General features: G+C 65.2%; 15 protein-coding genes. 2 read left to right on the top strand and 13 right to left on the bottom strand.

The window, feature by feature from the left end:
• Nucleotides 1-95 precede the first annotated feature (95 nt).
• Nucleotides 96-698, top strand: coding sequence for a CBS domain-containing protein (locus BLT16_RS17355; protein WP_176817266.1), 603 nt, complete (start codon nucleotides 96-98; stop codon nucleotides 696-698).
• A gap of 3 nt (nucleotides 699-701) precedes the next feature.
• On the opposite strand, the gene ppc is transcribed toward BLT16_RS17355, so the two are convergent.
• The 5 genes from ppc to cysM are packed head-to-tail and all read right to left on the bottom strand — an operon-like array spanning nucleotide 702 to nucleotide 8803.
• A complete protein-coding gene (gene ppc, locus BLT16_RS17350) occupies nucleotides 702-3350 on the bottom strand; it encodes a phosphoenolpyruvate carboxylase (RefSeq protein WP_089659836.1) in 2649 nt (882 codons plus the stop codon).
• Nucleotides 3343-4215, bottom strand: coding sequence for a nucleoside triphosphate pyrophosphohydrolase (gene mazG / locus BLT16_RS17345; RefSeq protein WP_089659834.1), 873 nt, complete (start codon nucleotides 4213-4215; stop codon nucleotides 3343-3345). Before mazG ends, ppc begins: the two co-directional genes overlap by 8 nt.
• The gene (relA, locus tag BLT16_RS17340) at nucleotides 4212-6491 is read right to left on the bottom strand and encodes a GTP diphosphokinase (protein ID WP_089659832.1); all 2280 of its coding nucleotides are present in this window, start codon (nucleotides 6489-6491) and stop codon (nucleotides 4212-4214) included. Before relA ends, mazG begins: the two co-directional genes overlap by 4 nt.
• 27 nt (nucleotides 6492-6518) lie before the next feature.
• Nucleotides 6519-7907 (bottom strand): methyltransferase domain-containing protein, encoded by a 1389-nt coding sequence (locus tag BLT16_RS17335; protein WP_089659829.1) that lies wholly within the window; start codon nucleotides 7905-7907, stop codon nucleotides 6519-6521.
• On the bottom strand, nucleotides 7907-8803 hold the full coding sequence (gene cysM, locus BLT16_RS17330) for a cysteine synthase CysM (protein ID WP_089659827.1): 897 nt from the start codon (nucleotides 8801-8803) through the stop codon (nucleotides 7907-7909). The genes BLT16_RS17335 and cysM overlap by 1 nt, the downstream gene beginning before the upstream one ends.
• 118 nt (nucleotides 8804-8921) lie before the next feature.
• Between cysM and BLT16_RS17325 the strand changes: the two genes are divergently transcribed.
• Complete coding sequence (locus tag BLT16_RS17325; RefSeq protein ID WP_089659965.1) at nucleotides 8922-11609, top strand: ATP-binding protein; 2688 nt, start codon at nucleotides 8922-8924, stop codon at nucleotides 11607-11609.
• On the opposite strand, the gene acpS is transcribed toward BLT16_RS17325, so the two are convergent.
• From acpS to BLT16_RS17285, 8 genes are all read right to left on the bottom strand, one after another.
• Nucleotides 11549-11926 (bottom strand): holo-ACP synthase, encoded by a 378-nt coding sequence (acpS, locus tag BLT16_RS17320; protein WP_089659825.1) that lies wholly within the window; start codon nucleotides 11924-11926, stop codon nucleotides 11549-11551. The two genes, BLT16_RS17325 and acpS, sit on opposite strands and share 61 nt — an antisense overlap.
• A 6-nt stretch (nucleotides 11927-11932) precedes the next feature.
• Entirely contained in the window at nucleotides 11933-12730 is a 798-nt protein-coding gene (gene pdxJ, locus BLT16_RS17315) for a pyridoxine 5'-phosphate synthase (protein WP_089659823.1), read from the bottom strand.
• Nucleotides 12731-12791: 61 nt separating this feature from the next.
• The gene (gene recO / locus BLT16_RS17310; RefSeq protein WP_089659821.1) at nucleotides 12792-13505 is read right to left on the bottom strand and encodes a DNA repair protein RecO; all 714 of its coding nucleotides are present in this window, start codon (nucleotides 13503-13505) and stop codon (nucleotides 12792-12794) included.
• Between the two features lie 50 nt (nucleotides 13506-13555).
• Nucleotides 13556-14455 (bottom strand): GTPase Era, encoded by a 900-nt coding sequence (era, locus tag BLT16_RS17305; RefSeq protein WP_089659819.1) that lies wholly within the window; start codon nucleotides 14453-14455, stop codon nucleotides 13556-13558.
• Nucleotides 14452-15141 carry a ribonuclease III gene (rnc, locus tag BLT16_RS17300; protein ID WP_089659817.1) on the bottom strand — a complete coding sequence of 230 codons (690 nt, stop codon included), beginning with the start codon at nucleotides 15139-15141 and terminating at the stop codon, nucleotides 14452-14454. Before rnc ends, era begins: the two co-directional genes overlap by 4 nt.
• Nucleotides 15142-15242: 101 nt before the next feature.
• Nucleotides 15243-16046, bottom strand: a complete 804-nt coding sequence (gene lepB, locus BLT16_RS17295; RefSeq protein ID WP_089659815.1) for a signal peptidase I — start codon at nucleotides 16044-16046, stop codon at nucleotides 15243-15245.
• 14 nt (nucleotides 16047-16060) lie between these two features.
• Nucleotides 16061-17878, bottom strand: coding sequence for a translation elongation factor 4 (lepA, locus tag BLT16_RS17290; protein ID WP_089659814.1), 1818 nt, complete (start codon nucleotides 17876-17878; stop codon nucleotides 16061-16063).
• 182 nt (nucleotides 17879-18060) lie between these two features.
• A complete protein-coding gene (locus tag BLT16_RS17285) occupies nucleotides 18061-19488 on the bottom strand; it encodes a DegQ family serine endoprotease (protein WP_089659812.1) in 1428 nt (475 codons plus the stop codon).
• Between the last annotated feature and the right edge of the window lie 80 nt (nucleotides 19489-19568).

Below are 19568 nucleotides of genomic sequence, written 5' to 3'. Positions count from 1 at the left end.
CATGCCTACTTAAGACTTTCTTAAGCCATGCTCGCCAAGCTAACACTAGCGAGGTGCCCCTCGCCCCTTCAACCGACCAAGCGAGGATGCTTGACATGACCCTATCACTGCACGCGCAACGCGGCCTGAGCTATCTGCAACAACACCCGGTAATCGAACGTCCAGAACCACCTGCTCCACTGTCATGGGACAGCCCAGCCCTCGATGTGATGATCGATCTGTCCCGTGTCGAGGTACCCGGCGTTGCCTATGACACGCCCATCGACGAGGCCCGTGCCACGATGGAGCAGCACAAGGTCCAGCAGCAGCTGGTCATGGATGCTGCCGGCCGACTGAGCGGCATCGTGACGCTACGCGAGGTTATCGGAGGACGTCGTATCACCATCGCCATGCACCAGCATGACATCGCCAGAAATGAGGTGACCGCAGGCATGGTGCAGACCCCCTGCGAGTCGCTGCACGCCATGCCGCTGGCCCAGTTGGAACGCTTGAGCGTTGGTCAACTGATCGAAACCCTGCGCGCCTCAGGCGACCAGTACCTGCTTGTCACCCAAGGCGACCGGGAGCAGCCACCACGGCTGCGCGGCCTGATCTCGGCTACCGACATCAGCCGCGCGCTGCGGTTGGACCTATCACTGCTGCCCGGGGCGCGCTCGTTTGCCGATATCTGCCAGGTGGTACTCGGCCACGAGCTATGAGGCTTAACCGGTATTGCGCAGCCCGGCGGCGATCCCCGCCATGGTCACCATCAACGCCCGTGACAATTCGGGGCTGATGGCCCCGTCGGCATCGCGGTTACGCTGCAACAGCTCGGCCTGCAGGCCATGCAGCGGGTCGATGTAGGGGTTACGCACGTCAATCGCCTGGCTAATCAGCGGCGTGTTCTCGAGCAGCGCCTGCTGATCGAGGATCTCGAGCAGCACGCCCTGAAGGCGGGTGAAGCGCTCGCGCAAATTCTTGCCCAGCGCCAGCAGTGCCGGCTCATCGACCAGCCGCCGCTCGTAGTAGGCGGTGATCTCGACATCCCCCTTAGCCAGCAGCATCTCGAGCATATCGAGGTAGGTGCCGAAGAACGGCCACTCACGGCGCATCTCGCGTAGCCGCTCGAGACCTCCCTCCTCTTCCAGGCGGGTAATGAAGGCGTCCCCGCTGCCCAGCCAGGCCGGCAGCATCAGACGTGTCTGGGTCCAGGCAAAGATCCATGGAATCGCCCGCAGGGTCTCGACCCCACCATCCTGGCGCCGTTTGGTGGGGCGGGAGCCCAGCGGCAGGCGGCCCAGCGCCCCTTCCGGCGTCACCGCGCGGAAATAGGGCACGAAGTCGGGGTCCTCGCGCACCACCCCGACGTAGCCGCGGTGGGCAATCTCGGCCAGGCGGTCCATCTCTTCGCGCCAGTGCGGCTTGGGTGCCGGCGGCGGCAGCAGGGTCGCTTCGAGCACTGCGCAGGCGTAGATCTCCATCGAGCGCAGCGCGATCTCCGGCTGGCCGAACTTGAAGCGGATCATCTCGCCCTGCTCGGTGACCCGCAGGCTGCCGTTCACCGAACCCGGCGGCTGGGAAAGGATCGCCGCGTGGGCCGGACCGCCGCCGCGGCCGACGGTGCCACCGCGGCCGTGGAACAGGGTCAGGTCCACGGCGTGTCGGTCGCATACCTCGACCAGGGTCTCCTGGGCGCGATACTGGGCCCAAGCGGCGGCCAGCTGGCCGGCATCCTTGGCCGAGTCGGAGTAGCCGATCATCACCTCCTGGCTATCGCCGACCAGGCGTCGATAGCCAGGCAGCGCCAATAACCGGTCGATCACGTCGCTGGCACGATTGAGGTCATCGAGCGTCTCGAACAGCGGCGCGATGGGCAACCGCACGTCGCCACCGACCTCCTGCATGAGCAGCGCCACGGCCAGCACGTCGGAGGGCTGCGCGGCCATCGAGATGATGTAGGTGCCGAGTGCCTCGCGCTGCTCGCGGGCAATGACCCGGAAGGTGTCGATCACCTCACGGGTCTCGGTGGAACACTCCCAGCGGCGCGGAATCAGCGGACGGCGGGATTCGAGCTCGGCGAGCAGGAAATCCTGGCGTTGCTGCTCGTCCCACTCGCGATAGTGGCCCAACTCGAGGAAGTCGGTGAGCTCCTCGAAGACCTGGCTGTGGCGGCTCGACTCCTGGCGCACATCCAGCTTGGTCAGGGTCACGCCAAACACCGCCACCCGGCGCAGGGTATCCAGCAGGGCGCCATTGGCAATGGTGTCGAGTCCGACATCGCATAGCGAGCGGTAGCACGCCAGCAGCGGCGCGTAGAGCTGGTCGCGGGTCTCGATGATCGGCCCACCCTCGTGGCTGCGGCCATCGAGGCACGCCTTGGCCCAGTCACGGGTCGCTTCGACCCGCGTGCTGAGACGCTTGAGCAGCGCCCGGTAGGGCTCGGGCTCATCGCCGACCTCGGCCTTCAGCGCGCTGTTGGCCTTCCACATCGACAGCTCGGCCTTGAGCTGTTCGAGGTCGCGCAGGTACAGATCGGCGGCCATCCAGCGCCCCAGCAGCAGCACCTCGCGGGTGACCTTGGCGGTCACGTTGGGGTTGCCGTCGCGATCGCCGCCCATCCACGACGCGAAACGCAGCGGCGCGGCGTCCAGCGGCAGACGCTCGCCGGCGGTCTCCAGCAGCAGGCTGTCGAGATCGCGATGGAAGTCTGGCACTGCCTGCCACAGGGAGTTCTCGATCACCGCAAAGCCCCACTTCGCCTCATCCACCGGCGTGGGGCGCTCGTGGCGGATCTCGTCGGTGTGCCAGGCCTGGCTGATCAACTCCTCGAGACGGCCGTGGGCACGGCTCGACTGCTCGGGATAATCGCCGGCGGCCTCGATGACCGACAGACAGTCGTCGATGGCGTCGTACTTCTGGATCAGGGTGCGCCGGATGACCTCGGTAGGGTGGGCAGTGAGTACCAGTTCGACACGCATCCCGGCGAGGGTCTCGACCAGCTTGCGCGGCGCATGCCCCTCGGACTCGGCACGCTGCAATAGCTCGCCGAGCACCGGCTGCGAGCCGGGCTTGTAGTCCTCGACCCGGCGGTAGCGGGCGCGGTAGTGCTGCTCGGCAATGTTGGCCAGGTTGAGAAACTGGTTGAAGGCGCGGGTCACCGGCAGCAGGTCGCGGTCGGGCAGCTTACGCAGGTACTCGATCAGCTCCCGACGGCTGGGCTGGTCGCCTTGACGGCCGCGCTTGGCGAAGCCGCGGATGGCCTCAATCTTGTCGACGAAGGCGCTACCCTGGTCGTCGGCAATGGTACGCCCCAGGCTATCACCGAGCACGCGTACGTTGTCGCGTAGCGATTCGTGCAGATCATCACTCATGGGCGGCGCCCTCCTTGCGATCATCAGGGGTGGCTTCATGGCGCTTGGCGTCTTGCCAGTGCGCCTCCATCTCATCGAGCGTCACCGACGCCGGCTGCTGGCCATACTCGGCCAGTGCGGACTCGACGTGGCGAAAGCGCCGCTCGAACTTGGCATTGGTGTTGCGCAGGCACTGCTCGGGGTCGGCCTTCAGCGTACGCGCTAGGTTGGTGACGGCAAACAGCAGATCGCCCACCTCGGCGGTGGCGTGGTCGCGGTCGCCGGCGTCCAGCGCCTCCTCGACCTCGGCCAGCTCCTCACGGATCTTGTCGATCACCCCGCGACTGTCGGGCCAGTCGAAGCCGACCCTGGCGGCGCGCTTGGAGAGCTTGGCGGCTCGCGACAGCGCCGGCAACGTGCGCGGCACGTCGTCGAGCACCGAGGCGCTGACGGAATCACTGCGCGCGGCGCGCTCCTCGGCCTTGAGCGACTCCCAGCGGCTGTTGACCTGGCGCGTCTGGACCTGCTCGGCGCTGACCCCGGCGGGCCGGCGCGAGGCCAGGCTGCCGTCGGGGAACACATGAGGATGGCGATGCAGCATTTTGGCGGTCAGGGTATGCACCACGTCGTGGAAGTCGAAGCGCCCCTCCTCGGCGCCGAAGCGTGCATAGTAGACGACCTGGAACAGCAGGTCGCCAAGCTCGCCGGGCAGCTCGTCGAAGGCGCGCCGCTCGATGGCATCGGCGACTTCGTAAGCCTCTTCCAGGGTGTGGGGGACGATGCTGTCCCAATCCTGTTTGAGATCCCACGGGCAGCCCTGCTGCGGGTCGCGCAGTACCGCCATCAGCGTCAGCAAGTCATCGAGGTCATAGCGAGGCTGGCTCATGGCTGCGGCCTCCGCTGACGAGCCTGGCGCGGCTTGCCGCCGCTGCGCAGGCGCTTGACGTCGATCACGTTGGGCAGCTGCTGAATGCGCGAGAACAACCGGCCGAGGGTCTCGAGGCCATCGACCTCCACGGTGATCGACATGCGAGCGATGCCGTCGTCCTGATCGGTGAGGGTATTCACCGACAGCACGTTGACGCGATCGTTGCTGAGCACGCCGGTCACGTCGCGCAGCAGCCCGGAGCGGTCCCAGGCCTCGATCTCGATATCCACCGGGTACTGGGTGCGCGCCCGCTCGCCCCACTCCACCTCGATCACCCGCTGCGGTTCGTCGAGGCGCAGCTGCAGGATATTGGCGCAGTCCTGGCGGTGCACGGTGACGCCGCGCCCCTGGGTGATGAAGCCCACGATGGGTTCTCCGGGCACCGGGTGGCAGCAGTTGGCCATGCTGGTCTTGAGGTTGCCGACCCCGAGTACGGTGATCGCGTCACCGTCACTCTTGCTCGGGGCACGCCGCGGCTTGGCCAGCAGCCGATCGAGCTGCTCCTGGTCATCTGACTCGCCAAACAGTTGCTGGGCCTGATGCAGCACCTGCCCGATGCGCAGATCGCCGGCGCCGAGCGCCGCGTACATGTCCTCGACGGTGGTGTAATTGACCTTGCGCGCCAGGGTCATGAGGTCCATGTCTTCGACGTCGAGGCGCTTCATCTCCTTGTCGAACAGCGCCTTGCCCTCTTCGAGATTCTGACTGCGCGCCTGCTGCTTGAACCAGGCCTGGATCTTGGCCCGCGCCCGCGAGGTTCGCACGAAGCCCAGCGAGGGGTTGATCCAGTCGCGACTGGGGCCGCCCTTGGTGGCGGTAAGGATCTCGACCTGCTGGCCGGTCTTGAGCTTGTAGGTGAGCGGCACGATGCGCCCGTTGACCTTGGCGCCGCGGCAGCGGTGGCCGATCTCGGTATGCACCCGGTAGGCAAAGTCGATGGGCGTGGCCACCTTGGGCAGGTCGATGACGTGGCCGTCGGGGGTAAACACATAGATGCGATCCGGGGCCACGTCGCTGTTGAGCCCTTCGCGCAGATCACCGAAGTCGCCGACCTCATCCTGCCACTCGAGCACCTGGCGCAGCCAGGCGATCTTCTCTTCGTAGCTGCGACTCTTGGCGTTGGTATCGTGGCCCTTGTAGCGCCAGTGGGCGCACACCCCCAACTCGGCCTCTTCATGCATGGCGAAGGTGCGAATCTGGATCTCCAGCACCTTGTTTTCCGGCCCCAGCACCGCGGTATGCAGTGACTGATAGCCGTTCTTCTTGGGGTTGGCGATGTAGTCGTCGAACTCGTTGGGTACGTGGTGCCAGCGTGAGTGCACGATACCCAGCGCGGTATAGCAGTCAGTCACCTCGGGTACCAGGATACGCACCGCACGTACGTCGTAGACCTGCGAGAAATCGATGCGCTTGCGCTTCATCTTGCGCCAGATCGAGTAGATGTGCTTGGCGCGACCGTCGACCTGGATGCGCGAGATGCCCTGGGCCTCGAGCAGTCCTTCGAGGGTCTGGACCACGTCGTGGATGTAGCGGTCGCGGTCGAGGCGTTTCTCGGCCAGCTGCTTGGCGATCGACTTGTAGTCGTCCTCGTGCAGGTAGCGGAAGGAGAGGTCCTCCAGCTCCCACTTGAGGTGGCCGATGCCCAGCCGATGCGCCAGCGGCGCGTAGATGTCGAATACCTCGCGGGCCACCCGCAGTCGCTTGTCGCGGGTCGCGTCCTTGACCTGGCGCAGCGCACAGGTGCGCTCGGCAATCTTGATCAGCGCCACACGCACGTCGTCGATCATGGTCACCAGCATCTTGCGCAAGTTGTCTTGCTGGTCATGCTGGGTCATGCCGTGGCTCGGCGTCTGGTGACTGATCGCCGCCATCTGCAAGACGCCGTCGATCAGCCCGGCCACTTCGCCACCAAAGCGCTTGGCCACCGCCTCGATGCCGATCAGCCCTTCACGGACAGCGCGGTAGAGCACCGCCGCTTCCAGCGCTTCCTGGTCGAGGGTGAGTTCACCGAGAATATCGGCCATCTCCAGGCCCATGCGAAAACTCGAGCCGTCGGCCAGCCAGGCCTTGTGCGGCTTATCGGCCTCCCTGGCCAGGCGATCGGCGAGTTCGCAGGCGTCGCGCATCTCGCCCTCGTCACGCAGCGTGACGTCCTCCTTCAGGCGTGCCAGCCATTGTGGTATATCGACCGCCCCGTCGGCGGTCAGCGGCTGATCCTCACGCACCTTAACCATGGGGTTGCGTTCCTCTTCTTGGGTGGCTCATCCGCCGCGTTCGAACAGCAGCATGGCTTCCAGATGAGCAGTCTGCGCGAACATGTCGGCCACGGCCGCGCGAGTGATTCGATAACCGCCTTGCACAAGGCGTGCCGCATCCCGCGCCAGGGTGGCCGGATCGCAGGCGATGTACAGCAACTGCGGAACCGCGCTTCCCGCCAGCTGGGTGCATACGATGTCGGCCCCGTCTCGCGGCGGGTCGAGCACCACCAGGCTCGGCGCCCAGTCCAGCACCTCGCACACCTCGGCGACCTGGGTCAGATCGGCCTGGCGCGCCTCGACGTTACCCAGGTCATTGCGTCTGGCATTGGCGGCGAGTCGCCCGACCATCGCCGGACTGCCCTCGACGCCCAACACCTCGCCGCCACGGCAGGCCAGCGCCAGACTCAAATTGCCCACGCCGGCGTAGAGGTCGAGCACGCGCGCAGCAGGATCAGGCGCAAGCCACGTCAGCGCGGTATCGATGAGACGCTGGTTGACCGTCGCATTGACCTGCACGAAGTCGCCAGGGGCAAACGTCAGCGTTACATCACGCCCGTCGGCGACAATGCGATAGCGCAGCTCGGGCTCGGCACTCAGCCACTCGAGCTGCGCCGCGTCGCGTCCCAGCCACCACGCCAGGCTGACGCCCTGCGCGGCTGCAAACGTCTGCCAGCGGACACGGTCGCCGGCGTGCTCGCGAAGCTGGCGCACCACCAGGGTAGCGCCCGCATCGCTGTCGATGAGTTCAATGTGTCCGACATGGCGCGGCGCCTCCAGGGCAGCCAGCTGATGGTGCATAGGCGCCAGCAGCGCCGTCAGCCGCGGCACCAGAATAGTGCACTGATGGATGTCGAGCAGATGATGGCTGCCCTTGGCGCGAAAGCCCAGGTGAATCCCCCCTTGGGCGTCGACCTTGACCCCCAGCCGGGCCCGCCGACGGTAGCCGTGGCCGTCTGCGGCCAGCACCTCGGGGGCTGCCGGCAGTGTGAGTGCTTCACGCGCCAGGTGCTCGCCGAGCACCGCCAGCTTGTGCTGACGCTGCCCCGCGTCGGCGAAGTGCTGCAGGTCGCAGCCGCCGCACTGGCCGAAGTGGCGGCACGCCGGCTCGACGCGCTGATCGGACGTCTCGATCAGCTCGCGCACATGGGCTTCGTCGTAGCGTTTACGCTGTCGATGTACCGCCGGCAGGACCCGTTCACCGGGCAGCGCACGCTCGATGAACAGCGCCTTGCCATCGGTGCGATGCGCCACCCCCCGTCCATCGTGGGCCAGGCGTTCGATCACTACGCTGTCGCCGTCGGCGAATTCGCGCACCGGCGCCTTGTCGCGCTGATGCAGCCCCGAGGTGCCCGAGGCCGGGCGCGCCGCACGGCGCCTGCCGAGCATCGCCATCAGACCTCCGGCGCGAACAGGCCAGTGGACAGATAGCGATCACCGCGATCACAGACGATGAAGACAATCACCGCATTCTCGACCTGTTCGGCAATACGCAGCGCACCGGCCAGCGCTCCTCCGGACGAGACACCGGCCAGGATGCCCTCCTCGCGAGCCAGGCGGCGCATGTGCTCTTCAGCTTCATGCTGGCCGATGTCAATGACGCGATCGACCCGGGCCGCATCGAAGATTTTCGGCAGGTAGGCGGCCGGCCAGCGGCGAATCCCGGCGATGCTGGCACCGTCTTCGGGCTGCAGGCCGACGATCTGTACCGCCGGGTTCTGCTGCTTGAGGTACTCGGAGACCCCCATGATGGTACCCGTGGTGCCCATCGAACTGATGAAGTGGGTGATGCTACCGTCGGTCTGCTGCCACAACTCCGGCCCGGTGGTACGAAAATGCGCCAGCGGGTTGTCGGGGTTGGCAAACTGATCCAACGCCTTGCCCTCGCTGCGGGCGATCATGGTATCGGCGAGGTCGCGGGCCCCCTCCATGCCGGCATCCTTCGATACCGTGATCAGCTTGGCACCAAACGCCGCCATGGCCTGCTTGCGTTCGCTGGAGGCACTCTCAGGCATGATCAGCGTCATGTTATAGCCCTTGATCGCGGCGGCCATGGCCAGGGCGATACCGGTATTGCCCGAGGTCGCCTCGATCAGGGTGTCGCCGGGGTTAATCTCACCGCGGGCCTCGGCCTGCTGAATCATCGACAGCGCCGGGCGGTCCTTGACCGAACCGGCCGGATTGTTGCCTTCGAGCTTGGCCAGCAGGGTATTGTTGCGCCCCGCGGCAATGCGTTTCAGGCGCACCAGTGGCGTGTTGCCGACCACATCCTCGAGCGTGGGGAAGTGCATGCGAAGCGTCCTTCTCAAAGCGTATACGACAATTATATCCGTGCCCGTCGGCAGGTGACAGGGATGCTCTCTCGGTGTGGCATAATGAATGGATCGAATGCCGCGCGGATCCAAGGCCATGCCGATCAGAACCCGACTGCTGCTGTTGGCGGTCGTCGTGCCGCTGGCACTGATGCTGACCCTGACCCTGCTCGCCCTGCAGCACGACAGCCAGGTGCGACGCGACGCGCTCGAACAGCGCACCCTGGGCAGTGCCCTGCTGCTGCGTCCCTCTCTCGAACATGCCCTGCTCGACCACCACCAGACCTGGCTGCCCGAACTGCTCCAGCGGCTGCAGGACATCCCCGAGATACGCGCCGTCAGCCTGCGCGACGCCGCCGGCACAGCCACCCTCGAGCTGGGGCAGCAGCAGTCGGTGCTGGACGACTACGCGGCAGCCCCACGCCTGGATGAGCGCGACGGCGGCTGGCGCCTGGTGCTTCCTCTCGAGGGTGCCAACCAGACGAACTATCTCGACCTCAGCGTCGACACCACCGTGCTCCAGCTCGCCTTTTACCGCCATCTGACCGCCGCCGCGCTGGTGTGGCTGGTCTCGGGACTGCTGCTGTTCCTGTTGACCTATATCGTCTATCGCCGCATCGACCGCCCCATCGAAGAGCTCCAGGAGCTGCTGCGCCGACTCAACGCCGGCGACTACCAACTGCGCCTGGCACGACATGGCCCACCCGAGCTGGGAGGCCTGGCAGCCAGCGTTAATACCCTCTCGGACCATCTCGAGAATGCCCACGAGGACATGCAGCGTCACATCGATCAGACGACCCGCGACCTGCAGGAGTCGATGGAGACCATCGAGATTCAGAACATCGAGCTCGACATGGCTCACCGCCGGGCACTAGAGGCCAACCGTATCAAGTCCGAGTTTCTGGCCAACATGAGTCATGAAATCCGCACGCCGCTCAACGGTATCATCGGCTTTTGCCAGCTGCTCTCACGCTCGCCTCTCGACGCGCGTCAGCGCGAGTGGCTCGAACACGTCAGCAAGGCCTCGGACAGCCTGCTGGCACTGATCAACGACATCCTCGACTTCTCCAAGCTCGAGGCCGGCAAGATGCAGCTCGAGAGCGTCAATCTCGACATCCAGGTGCTGGTCGACGAGGTACTCGGCTTGCAGGGGCCACAGGCTCATCACAAGCAACTGCACCTGCTGGGCCTGGTCTATGACGACGTGCCCGAACAGCTGCAGGGCGATCCGCTACGCATCAAGCAGGTGCTCACCAACCTGATTCACAACGCCATCAAGTTCACCCAGCGCGGCGAGGTGATCGTCAGGGTGATGCTTGACGACACTGACACCCAGCGCGTCACCCTGAGGATCAGCGTCAGTGATACCGGCATCGGCCTCAGCGAGACTGCCTGCCAGCGGCTGTTTCAGGCGTTCAGCCAGGCGAGCGCCAGCGACAGCCGACATTATGGTGGCACCGGCCTGGGGCTGATGATCTGCCGTCAGTTGGTCGAACAGATGGGCGGTGAGATCGGCGTCGCGAGCGAACTCGGGCATGGATCGACCTTCAGCTTTACGCTGCCACTTCAGGCCCAGCGACTCGACCCCCGCGCTCCTGAGCTGGCCCTCGGTGGGCTACGCGTGGCCTTCGACGAGGCCCACCCGGCCACCCACCATGCCATTGCCCACCTGCTCGACCAGTGGGGCGCCTCCGTCATCCCCATGGATGCCGAGGGTCCCCCTGACTTGCTGATTGCCGGGCTACAGTACGAAGATCTGGCGCCGGCTCGCTTGGCCAGCTGGCAGAAGTGTCTCGACGCCAGCCACTGCCCCTGCATCCTGCTGGTACAGGCTGGCCCAATGGAGCTCCCCGAGCTGCGGCTTCCTCACGGCGGAGAGCTGCTAAGCCGTCCTCTGTCACGCCAGACACTGGCTGCCAGTATCGAGCGGCTGATCTCGCCTCGCGCGCTGCCGGCGCCACCGTTCGAATCCCACTCGCCACGGCTGCTGGTGGTCGACGACAACAGCGCCAACCGCCGGCTGCTCGAGGCCATACTCGACGACCTCGGCCTCTCGGCCCAATTGGCCGCCAGCGGCGAGGAAGCACTGGCCCTGGCGCAGGGCGAGCATTTCGACCTGGTGCTGATGGATATTCGTCTGCCGGGCATGGACGGTATTGCCACGACCCAAGCACTGCGGCGTCTCGATGCACGCTGGCGCAACTGCCCGGTGATTGCGGTCACCGCTCACGCCATGCAAGAGGAGCGCCAGCAGTTGCTGAACAGCGGCCTGCAGGAGGTGCTGATCAAGCCGGTGGACCATGCCGCGCTGCGCGATCTGCTCACACGTCGCCTGGCTATCGGCGAACCGTCGAGTGAAGCGAGGCCAGCGGCGGAACAGGACGAACTCGCGGTGGTCGACCTCACCCTTGGCACGCAGCTGGCCGCCGGACGCGAGTCGCTCGCCTGGGACACCCTGCTGCTGCTGATCGACAGTCTCGATACCAGCGAAGCCGAACTGCGCAGCGCCTGGCAGGCCGGCGACGAGGAAGCCTTCCTGGATGCCATCCATGCGCTCAACGGTGCCTGTCGCTACTGCGGTGTGCCGCAGCTGGCGCTGCTAGCCGAAACCCTCGAGACGCGCCTGCGCAGCCGGGGTCTGCACGGCGTGGCCCCGCTGCTCGACGACCTCTATGCCGCCATGGCGCGCCTCGCCGACTGGCGTCGGCAGCACGCGCCGGCCGCTCAGCCCTCGAGCACCACGAATGCCAACGCCAGTCCGTCGTCATCGGATAACGACAGGTGAAGGGTCGCCACGCCGGCGGCCTGGGCCTGCTCGTGGGCTCGACCGACCAGCACCAGCGAGGGGCGGCCAAGCGCATCGTTGACCACCTCGATCTCGGTCCAGCGCATGCCGTGGCGAAGCCCGGTACCCAGCGCCTTGAGAAAGGCCTCCTTGGCGGCGAAGCGTTTGGCCAAAAAGGCCGCCGGCTGAGGATGATGGTAATAGCGAGTCAGCTCGGAAGGTCCCAGCAGGCGCTGCGCAAAGCGTTCACCGTGGCGCGCTATACCCGCCGTAAAGCGGTCGATGCGTGCCAGGTCGTTGCCGATCCCCAGTATCATCGCCAATCAGCCGTGCTGGTGACCATGGGCATGGTCATGATCGTACTCGTCCAGCGCCGCCAACAGCCCCGCTTCCTGACCGGCAATCACCAGGCGCTTCATCTCGGCTACCGCCTCCTTTAGCCCCACGAACATCGCACGGGCAATGATCGCATGGCCGATGTTGAGCTCATGAATGCCGCCGATGGCGGCGATGGCCTCGACGTTGTGGTAGTGCAGGCCATGGCCGGCATTGACCGTCAGGCCCAGCTCGAGGGCCATCTCGGTCGCTGCGGCGATGCGCGCATGTTCATCTCTGGCCGCCTGTCCGCTGGCCTCGGCGTAGGCGCCGGTATGCAGCTCGATGACCGGTGCACCGGCCCTGGCGGCGGCCTCGATCTGAGCCGGCTCCGGATCGATGAACAGCGACACCTCGCTGCCCGCAGCCGCCAGCCGCCGGCAGGCGGCCTGCACCGCCTCGAACCCGCCGACCACGTCCAGCCCACCTTCAGTGGTCAACTCCTCACGCTTCTCCGGCACCAGGCAGACATGCGCCGGGCGCACCTCCTCGGCCAGTCGTATCATCGCCTCGGTGACCGCCATCTCGAGATTCATGCGCGTATTGAGGGTTTCAGCCAGCAGCCGAATATCGCGCTCCTGAATGTGCCGACGGTCCTCGCGCAGGTGCACGGTGATACCGTCAGCGCCGGCCTCTTCTGCCAACAGCGCGGCCTGGACGGGGTCCGGATAGCGGGTACCGCGGGCCTGGCGCAGGGTCGCGACATGATCGATATTGACGCCGAGCTGGATACGGGGCGCATGCATGATGGGTCTCCAGGGGATGGAAGGTTGAGCATCTGCCGCCGTACGCGGCAGCGCTTGGCTATCAGGATGGCGCGCCATGGCGACGCGCCGCAAGACGCTGCATCAGCTCACGCGAGCGCAGTGGTCGAGCGCCCAGCAGCGGCATCAGTGCCGCTCGGGTCAAGGCCTTGGCGGGACCGGCCAGTCCCGGCGCCTCCCACTGGCCGCTGGCCAGCAAACGCAGGGTGCGGCCATCGAGCCCTTGACTGGCACCTGGCGGCAGCGTCTCGAAGGCGCGCGCCTCACCGCGATACACATAGCGACGCTGCGGGTCGAGCTCGCCGTCATTCAGGTCACGAAACCGCGGCTCGGCATCGAGCAGTTCAAGCAGCGCCAGCTCCAGCCGGCGCAGCGCGCTGGCTCTTGCCTCCGGTCGCGGCAGGGCCTCGAGGGTAGCGCTGTAGAAGGCGAACACCTCGCGCCCCGGCAGCTCCAGCGGCAACACCCGCGCCAGCAGCTCGTTGGCATACAAGCCACACAGCAGACCCTCGCCGGCCAGCAGCGCCGCACTACCGGTACTCTCCATCAGCCGCAGGCGCTTGAGTTCACCGCTACCCACCCAGGTCACGTGCAACGGTGCAAACGGCTGCAGACGGCCCCGCGAGCGGCTACCGGGACGCTGCACGCCCTGCGCCACCGCCCTCACCCGCCCATGACCCAAGGTCAGCAGATCGACCAGCGCACTGGTCTCGCGGTAGGGGCGCTTATGGAGCAGGAAAGCAGGTTCGGGCTGCATGATCGATCCTTGGAAGCGTCAGGCGACGCGTGGCGCCCGACGCGCGGCGCCTAATCCAGATGGTATCCCAGGCTCTTCAGTGCGCGCTCGTCGTCCGACCAGCCTCGCTTGACCTTGACCCACAGGTTGAGCATCACCTTGCCGCCCAGCGCGCGCTCCATATCGAGACGCGCCTCGCGGCCGATGCTCTTGATGCGCTCGCCGTTCTCACCGATCAGGATCTTCTTCTGGCCCTGGCGCTCGACCAGGATCAACGCGCTGATATGGGTGACGCGGTCGGTTTCGCGAAACTCCTCGATCTCCACGGTCATCTGGTACGGCAGCTCGTCGCCGAGTTGGCGCATGACCTTCTCGCGCACCAGCTCGGCTACCAGGAAGCGCTGAGTACGGTCGGTAACCTGGTCATCCGGGTAGTAGTGGATACTCTCCGGCAAATGCTTGGCGACCTCGGCCTCGAGCTCCGGCACATTGGTGCCGTGCTTGGCCGACAGTGGCAGGATCGCCGCAAAGTCGCGCTTGGCACCTACCTGCTCGAGCCACGGCAGCAAGCTGGCCTTGTCCTCCAGCCAGTCGACCTTGTTGACGGCCAGAATCACCGGCGCCTTGACGTGGGTCAGCTTGTCGAGCACCACCTGATCTTCAGGCATCCAGCGCGTGCGGTCGATGATGAACACCACACAGTCGACGTCGCGCAGCGCCTGACTGGCGGCCTGGTTCATGAAGCGGTTGATCGCCTTGTTACGATCCTTGGACATGATGTGCATGCCCGGGGTATCGACATAGATGATCTGGTTGTCATCCTCGGTCTTGATGCCCATTACCTGGTGGCGCGTGGTCTGCGGACGCCGCGAGGTGATGGAAATCTTCTGACCGAGTATACGGTTCATCAGCGTCGACTTGCCGACGTTGGGGCGGCCGACGATGGCTACGAATCCACAGCGTTGGGTCATGTCCGCCCTCCTCGCGGTTCGAGCAGCGCCAGTGCCTTATCGGCGGCCTGCTGCTCGGCATGGCGGCGGCTTGAGCCGACGCCGACAGTGGCGGCCTCGAGCATCTCCACCTGACATTCGATGGTGAACGTCTGAGAATGTGCCTCGCCCTCCACCGATAGCACCTCATAGCGCGGCAGCGGCGACTGCCGCGACTGCAGAAACTCCTGTAGCCGGGTCTTGGGATCCTTCTGGGTATCCTGCAGGTCGATGGCCTCCAGACGCTGCGCATACCACGACAGCACCCGCGCCTTGGCCACGTCCATGCCGGCATCCAGGTAGATGGCACCGATCACCGCCTCGACGGCATCGGCCAGGATCGAGTCGCGACGATGACCGCCGCTCTTCATTTCGCCGGAGCCCAGCCGTAGGCATTCGCCGAGCTCGAACTCACGGGCCAGCTCGGCCAGGGTCTGGCCCTTGACCAGTTGAGCGCGCAGCCGCGACAGCTGGCCCTCACGGGCATCTGGGAAGCGCCGGAACAGCGCCTCGGCAATGACGAAATTGACAATCGAGTCGCCGAGAAACTCGAGACGCTCGTTGTTCTGCCCGCCATAGCTGCGATGGGTCATGGCCAGCTCCAGCAGGCCGATGTCGGCGAACGCGTGGCCGACCCGACGGCTGAAACCATTCAAGGGGTTACTCACGAAACTCCTGCACTTTGTTGTGTCCTGTTAACAATGAATAGCCTGATGCGCGGCATATTGCCATGCATCAGGCCTTGTTGCGGTCGCCGGCGGGCCCGGCGTCAATGAATGCGGCGCACCGAGCCGAAGCTCGGCAGGCCGCCGTCCCAGTGCATCCACACCGCAAACGCCCGACCGACGATGTTCTCCTCAGGCACGAAGCCCCAGTAGCGGCTATCGTTGGAGTGGTCGCGGTTGTCGCCCATGGTGAAAAAGTGACCCTCCGGCACTTCCAGCTCGCGCATCTGCGGGCCTGGGTCGCGGGGGTTGTTATAGATCTGGTGAGCCTGGGCACCGAGCAGCTCTTCAAGCAACTCCTCGCCGGGCTGCGCCAGGGGATCGGTCTCGATCAGGCTGCTCGGCACCGCCTCGCCATTCACGTAGAGCTGTTTGCCTTCGTAGCGGATGCGGTCACCCGGCAGCCCTACGACACGCTTGATGAAGTTGATCGAGGGTTCCTGCGGGAAGCGGAACACCATCACGTCACCACGCTCGGGATCGTTCATCTCCACCACACGGGTGTTGACCACCGGCAGACGCAGCCCATAGGTGAACTTGTTGACGAGGATGAAATCGCCCACTTCCAGGGTCGGACGCATCGAGCCCGAGGGGATCTGAAACGGCTCGACCACGAAGCTTCTCAGTAGCAGTACCACCAGCAGTACCGGAAAGAACGAGCGCGAGTAATCCACCGGCCACGGCTCGCGCGCCAGCTTGCGCCGCGTGGCATCGTCAAGGCCATCACCGCGCTCGGCTTCCACCGCTGCCAGGCGTGCACGCCGCGCACGCCCCCACCACACCACATCCAACAACCAGACCAGACCGGTGACCGCGACGGCCACCACCAGCAACAGCGAAAAGTCCATGCCAATCCTCGTCCCTAGTCATTCACCTTGAGCACGGCGAGGAAGGCATCTTGGGGAATTTCCACCTTGCCGACCTGCTTCATGCGTTTCTTGCCCGCCTTCTGCTTCTCGAGCAGCTTCTTCTTGCGGGTCACGTCGCCGCCGTAGCACTTGGCAGTCACGTTCTTGCGCAGCGCCTTGACGGTGGAGCGTGCCACCACCTGGCCACCGATGGCGGCCTGAATGGCCACGTCGAACATCTGCCTGGGAATCAGCTCCTTCATCTTCTCAACCAGGATGCGCCCGCGACTATGGGCATGATCACGGTGAATGATCGCCGCCAGGGCATCGACCTTGTCACCGTTGATCAGGACGTCGAGGCGCACCAACTTGGCAGCCTCGAAGCGCTCGAAATTGTAGTCCAGCGACGCATAGCCCTTGGAGATCGACTTGAGGCGGTCGAAGAAGTCCATCACCACCTCGGACATCGGCAGCTCATAGGTGAGCTGGATCTGATTGCCCAGGAACTGCATGTCGAGCTGGGTGCCGCGACGCTGCTCGCACTCGGCAATGACGTTACCGACGAACTCCTGGGGCACCAGGATACTGGCTCGCACGATCGGCTCGCGCATCTCCTCGACGTTGGCCATGTCGGGCAGCTTGGACGGATTGGAGACGTAGTTCACCTCGCCACTGTCCATGACCAGCTCGTAGACCACCGTCGGCGCCGTGGTCAGCAGATCGAGATCGTACTCGCGCTCGAGGCGCTCTTGAATGATCTCCATATGCAGGGTGCCGAGGAAGCCGACCCGGAAACCGAAGCCCAGGGCGTCGGAGTTCTCCGGCTCGTAGGCCAGCGAAGCATCATTGAGCGCCAGCTTCTCGAGGGCATCGCGGAAGTCCTCGTAGTCGTCGGCACTGACCGGGAACATGCCGGCATAGACCTGCGGCTTGACCTTCTGGAAGCCGGGCAGGCGCGGCACGTCGGGCGTCTTGGTATGGGTGATGGTATCGCCCACCGGCGCGCCCTGGATCTCCTTGATGCCAGCCACCACGAAGCCCACCTCACCGGCACGCAGCACGCCGGTCTCACGGCGCAGCGGAGTGAAGATCCCTACTTCATTGACCTGCCAGTCACGGCCGGTGGAGTTGATGCGAATCTTCTCGCCCTTCTTCAGGGTTCCGTCGAACAGCCGCACCAGCGAGACCACGCCGAGGTAGTTGTCGAACCAGGAATCGACGATCAACGCCTGCAGCGGTGCCTCGGGATCCCCCTTGGGCGGTGGAATGTCGCGCACCAGGCGCTCGAGCAGTGCTTCCATGCCTAGCCCGCTCTTGGCCGAGACCTGGCAGGCATCGGTGGCATCCAGCCCGATGATCTCCTCGATCTCCTGGGCCACCTTGTCAGGGTCGGCCTGGGGCAGATCCATCTTGTTGAGTACCGGCAGCACCTCGAGGCCCTGCTCCACGGCGGTATAGCAGTTAGCTACCGACTGAGCCTCGACGCCCTGGGCGGCGTCCACTACCAACAGCGCGCCTTCACAAGCGTAGAGCGAACGCGACACCTCGTAAGAGAAATCCACGTGGCCGGGGGTGTCGATGAAGTTGAGCTGGTAGGTGTTGCCATCCTCGGCGTGGTAATCGAGGGTCACCGACTGCGCTTTGATGGTAATGCCACGCTCGCGCTCGATATCCATCGAATCGAGCACCTGCTCCTTGAGCTCACGGTCACTGAGCCCACCACAGATCTGGATGATCCGATCAGAAAGCGTCGATTTACCGTGGTCGATATGGGCGATGATCGAGAAATTGCGGATATGCTTGAGCTTGTCGTGGGACACGTCGTTGGCCATCGAGTCAATTCTGCCTTTCAAGAAGTCGGCGTAGCGCGCCAGGACGTCACTATCGAAACCGCTATCACATCTAGGGAGGGTCGACAGGAGGGCAGCAGGCGCATGCCGGTGAGCAAATTGCGCTCATTGTACCGGCATGCGCCTGGCAGGAACAGCGAAGCCGAGCCGGCTTCGCAGTTGACTTACTCGCTGGCGTCGAGACGCAGCGCCACGAACAGTGAACGGCCGTCACGATAGAGACGCACCGGCACGGCACGATCCCCGTCGATGGCCTCGACGACCTCGAGCAGCCGCTGCGGCGAATCGATGGCCTGCTGGTCCAGCGAGACGATCACGTCTCCCGAACGGATACCCGCCGCGGCGGCGGCTCCCGTGGGGTCGACGTCACGCACCTGCACGCCACCCTCGATCCCGAGGCGTTCACGCTCGGCTGCATCGAGTTCGACCACGCTAAGCCCGAGCCGCGCCTGACGGTCGCTGGTATCCTGCTCGTCGGCAGCCTCGTCGCCGTTGGCATCCGGCCAGCGCCCCACGGTGACGTCCTGCGAGCGCTGTTCGCCATCCCGCATCAGGGTCAACTCGACGTCGTTGCCCGGACTGACGCGACCGATCAGGCGTGGCAGTGTGGTCGACGACTCGACCTCCTCGCCATCGACTTCGAGAATCACGTCGCCGGCGCGCAGGCCACTCTGGGCAGCCGGGCCTTCCGGGTCGAGATCGGCAATCAGCGCACCGCTTGGGCTATCCATGCCGAACGATTCGGCCAGATCCCGCGACACCGGCTGAATCACCACGCCCAGCCAGCCGCGACTCACTCGGCCATCGTCGCGCAGCTGATCGGCGATATCCATCGCTACGCTGATCGGTATCGCAAACGAGAGCCCCATGAAACCGCCACTGCGGGTGAATATCTGCGAGTTGATGCCCACCACCTCGCCGTCGAGGTTGAACAGCGGACCGCCGGAATTCCCCGGATTGATCGCCACGTCGGTTTGTATGAATGGCACGTAGGCGTCACGCGGCAGAGTACGATTGATGGCGCTGACGATGCCCGCCGTCACCGAGTGGTCGAAACCAAACGGCGAACCGATGGCGGCCACCCACTCACCGACGCGCAGGTGATCGGAGTTGCCCAGGGTCAATGTTGGCAAGCCCTCACCGTCGACCTTGAGCAGCGCCACGTCGGTACGACTGTCGGCACCGATCAGCTCGGCCTCGAGCTCGCGTCGATCATTGAGCCGCACCAGAATCTCGTCGGCGCCTTCGACCACGTGGGCATTGGTCAGAATGTAGCCGTCTTCGCTGATGATGAAGCCCGACCCCAGCGACTGGCGTTCTTGGCTGCGACCACGCCCCTGACCCGGCGGGCTCGGGAACTGGTCGCCGAAGAAGTGGCGGAATATCTCGGGGATGTCCTGCCCCCCGGGGCCACCGAACTGCTGGCTACGCGACGCAACCTCGCGGGTGCTGGCGATATTGACCACCGCAGGCGCGGCCTCCTCCACTAGCTCGGTAAAATCAGGTAAGCCGCGAGCCTGGGCTGACTGCCAGGCGAAGGCGGCGATCATCAACAGCAACCACAGCGATAGATGTCGTGTCGTGCGTTCCATAAGGTGCTCCTGCGACGGCGTTGAGACACTCAGTGCGGGGATAATGAACGCAGCACCTGGCACGGCGCTGCGCCGGGGAG

It is taken from the genome of Franzmannia pantelleriensis (genome assembly GCF_900102875.1).
Lineage (GTDB): Bacteria > Pseudomonadota > Gammaproteobacteria > Pseudomonadales > Halomonadaceae > Franzmannia > Franzmannia pantelleriensis.
This window is presented reverse-complemented; position numbering and strand designations above follow the sequence as displayed.

Excerpts from the sequence above, each read along its gene's own strand:
- BLT16_RS17355 (WP_176817266.1), top strand. The coding sequence starts at position 96 with ATGACCCTATCACTGCACGCGCAACGCGGCCTGAGCTATCTGCAACAA.
- ppc (WP_089659836.1), bottom strand. The coding sequence starts at position 3,350 with ATGAGTGATGATCTGCACGAATCGCTACGCGACAACGTACGCGTGCTC.
- mazG (WP_089659834.1), bottom strand. The coding sequence starts at position 4,215 with ATGAGCCAGCCTCGCTATGACCTCGATGACTTGCTGACGCTGATGGCG.
- relA (WP_089659832.1), bottom strand. The coding sequence starts at position 6,491 with ATGGTTAAGGTGCGTGAGGATCAGCCGCTGACCGCCGACGGGGCGGTC.
- BLT16_RS17335 (WP_089659829.1), bottom strand. The coding sequence starts at position 7,907 with ATGGCGATGCTCGGCAGGCGCCGTGCGGCGCGCCCGGCCTCGGGCACC.
- cysM (WP_089659827.1), bottom strand. The coding sequence starts at position 8,803 with ATGCACTTCCCCACGCTCGAGGATGTGGTCGGCAACACGCCACTGGTG.
- BLT16_RS17325 (WP_089659965.1), top strand. The coding sequence starts at position 8,922 with ATGCCGATCAGAACCCGACTGCTGCTGTTGGCGGTCGTCGTGCCGCTG.
- acpS (WP_089659825.1), bottom strand. The coding sequence starts at position 11,926 with ATGATACTGGGGATCGGCAACGACCTGGCACGCATCGACCGCTTTACG.
- pdxJ (WP_089659823.1), bottom strand. The coding sequence starts at position 12,730 with ATGCATGCGCCCCGTATCCAGCTCGGCGTCAATATCGATCATGTCGCG.
- recO (WP_089659821.1), bottom strand. The coding sequence starts at position 13,505 with ATGCAGCCCGAACCTGCTTTCCTGCTCCATAAGCGCCCCTACCGCGAG.
- era (WP_089659819.1), bottom strand. The coding sequence starts at position 14,455 with ATGACCCAACGCTGTGGATTCGTAGCCATCGTCGGCCGCCCCAACGTC.
- lepB (WP_089659815.1), bottom strand. The coding sequence starts at position 16,046 with ATGGACTTTTCGCTGTTGCTGGTGGTGGCCGTCGCGGTCACCGGTCTG.
- lepA (WP_089659814.1), bottom strand. The coding sequence starts at position 17,878 with ATGGCCAACGACGTGTCCCACGACAAGCTCAAGCATATCCGCAATTTC.
- BLT16_RS17285 (WP_089659812.1), bottom strand. The coding sequence starts at position 19,488 with ATGGAACGCACGACACGACATCTATCGCTGTGGTTGCTGTTGATGATC.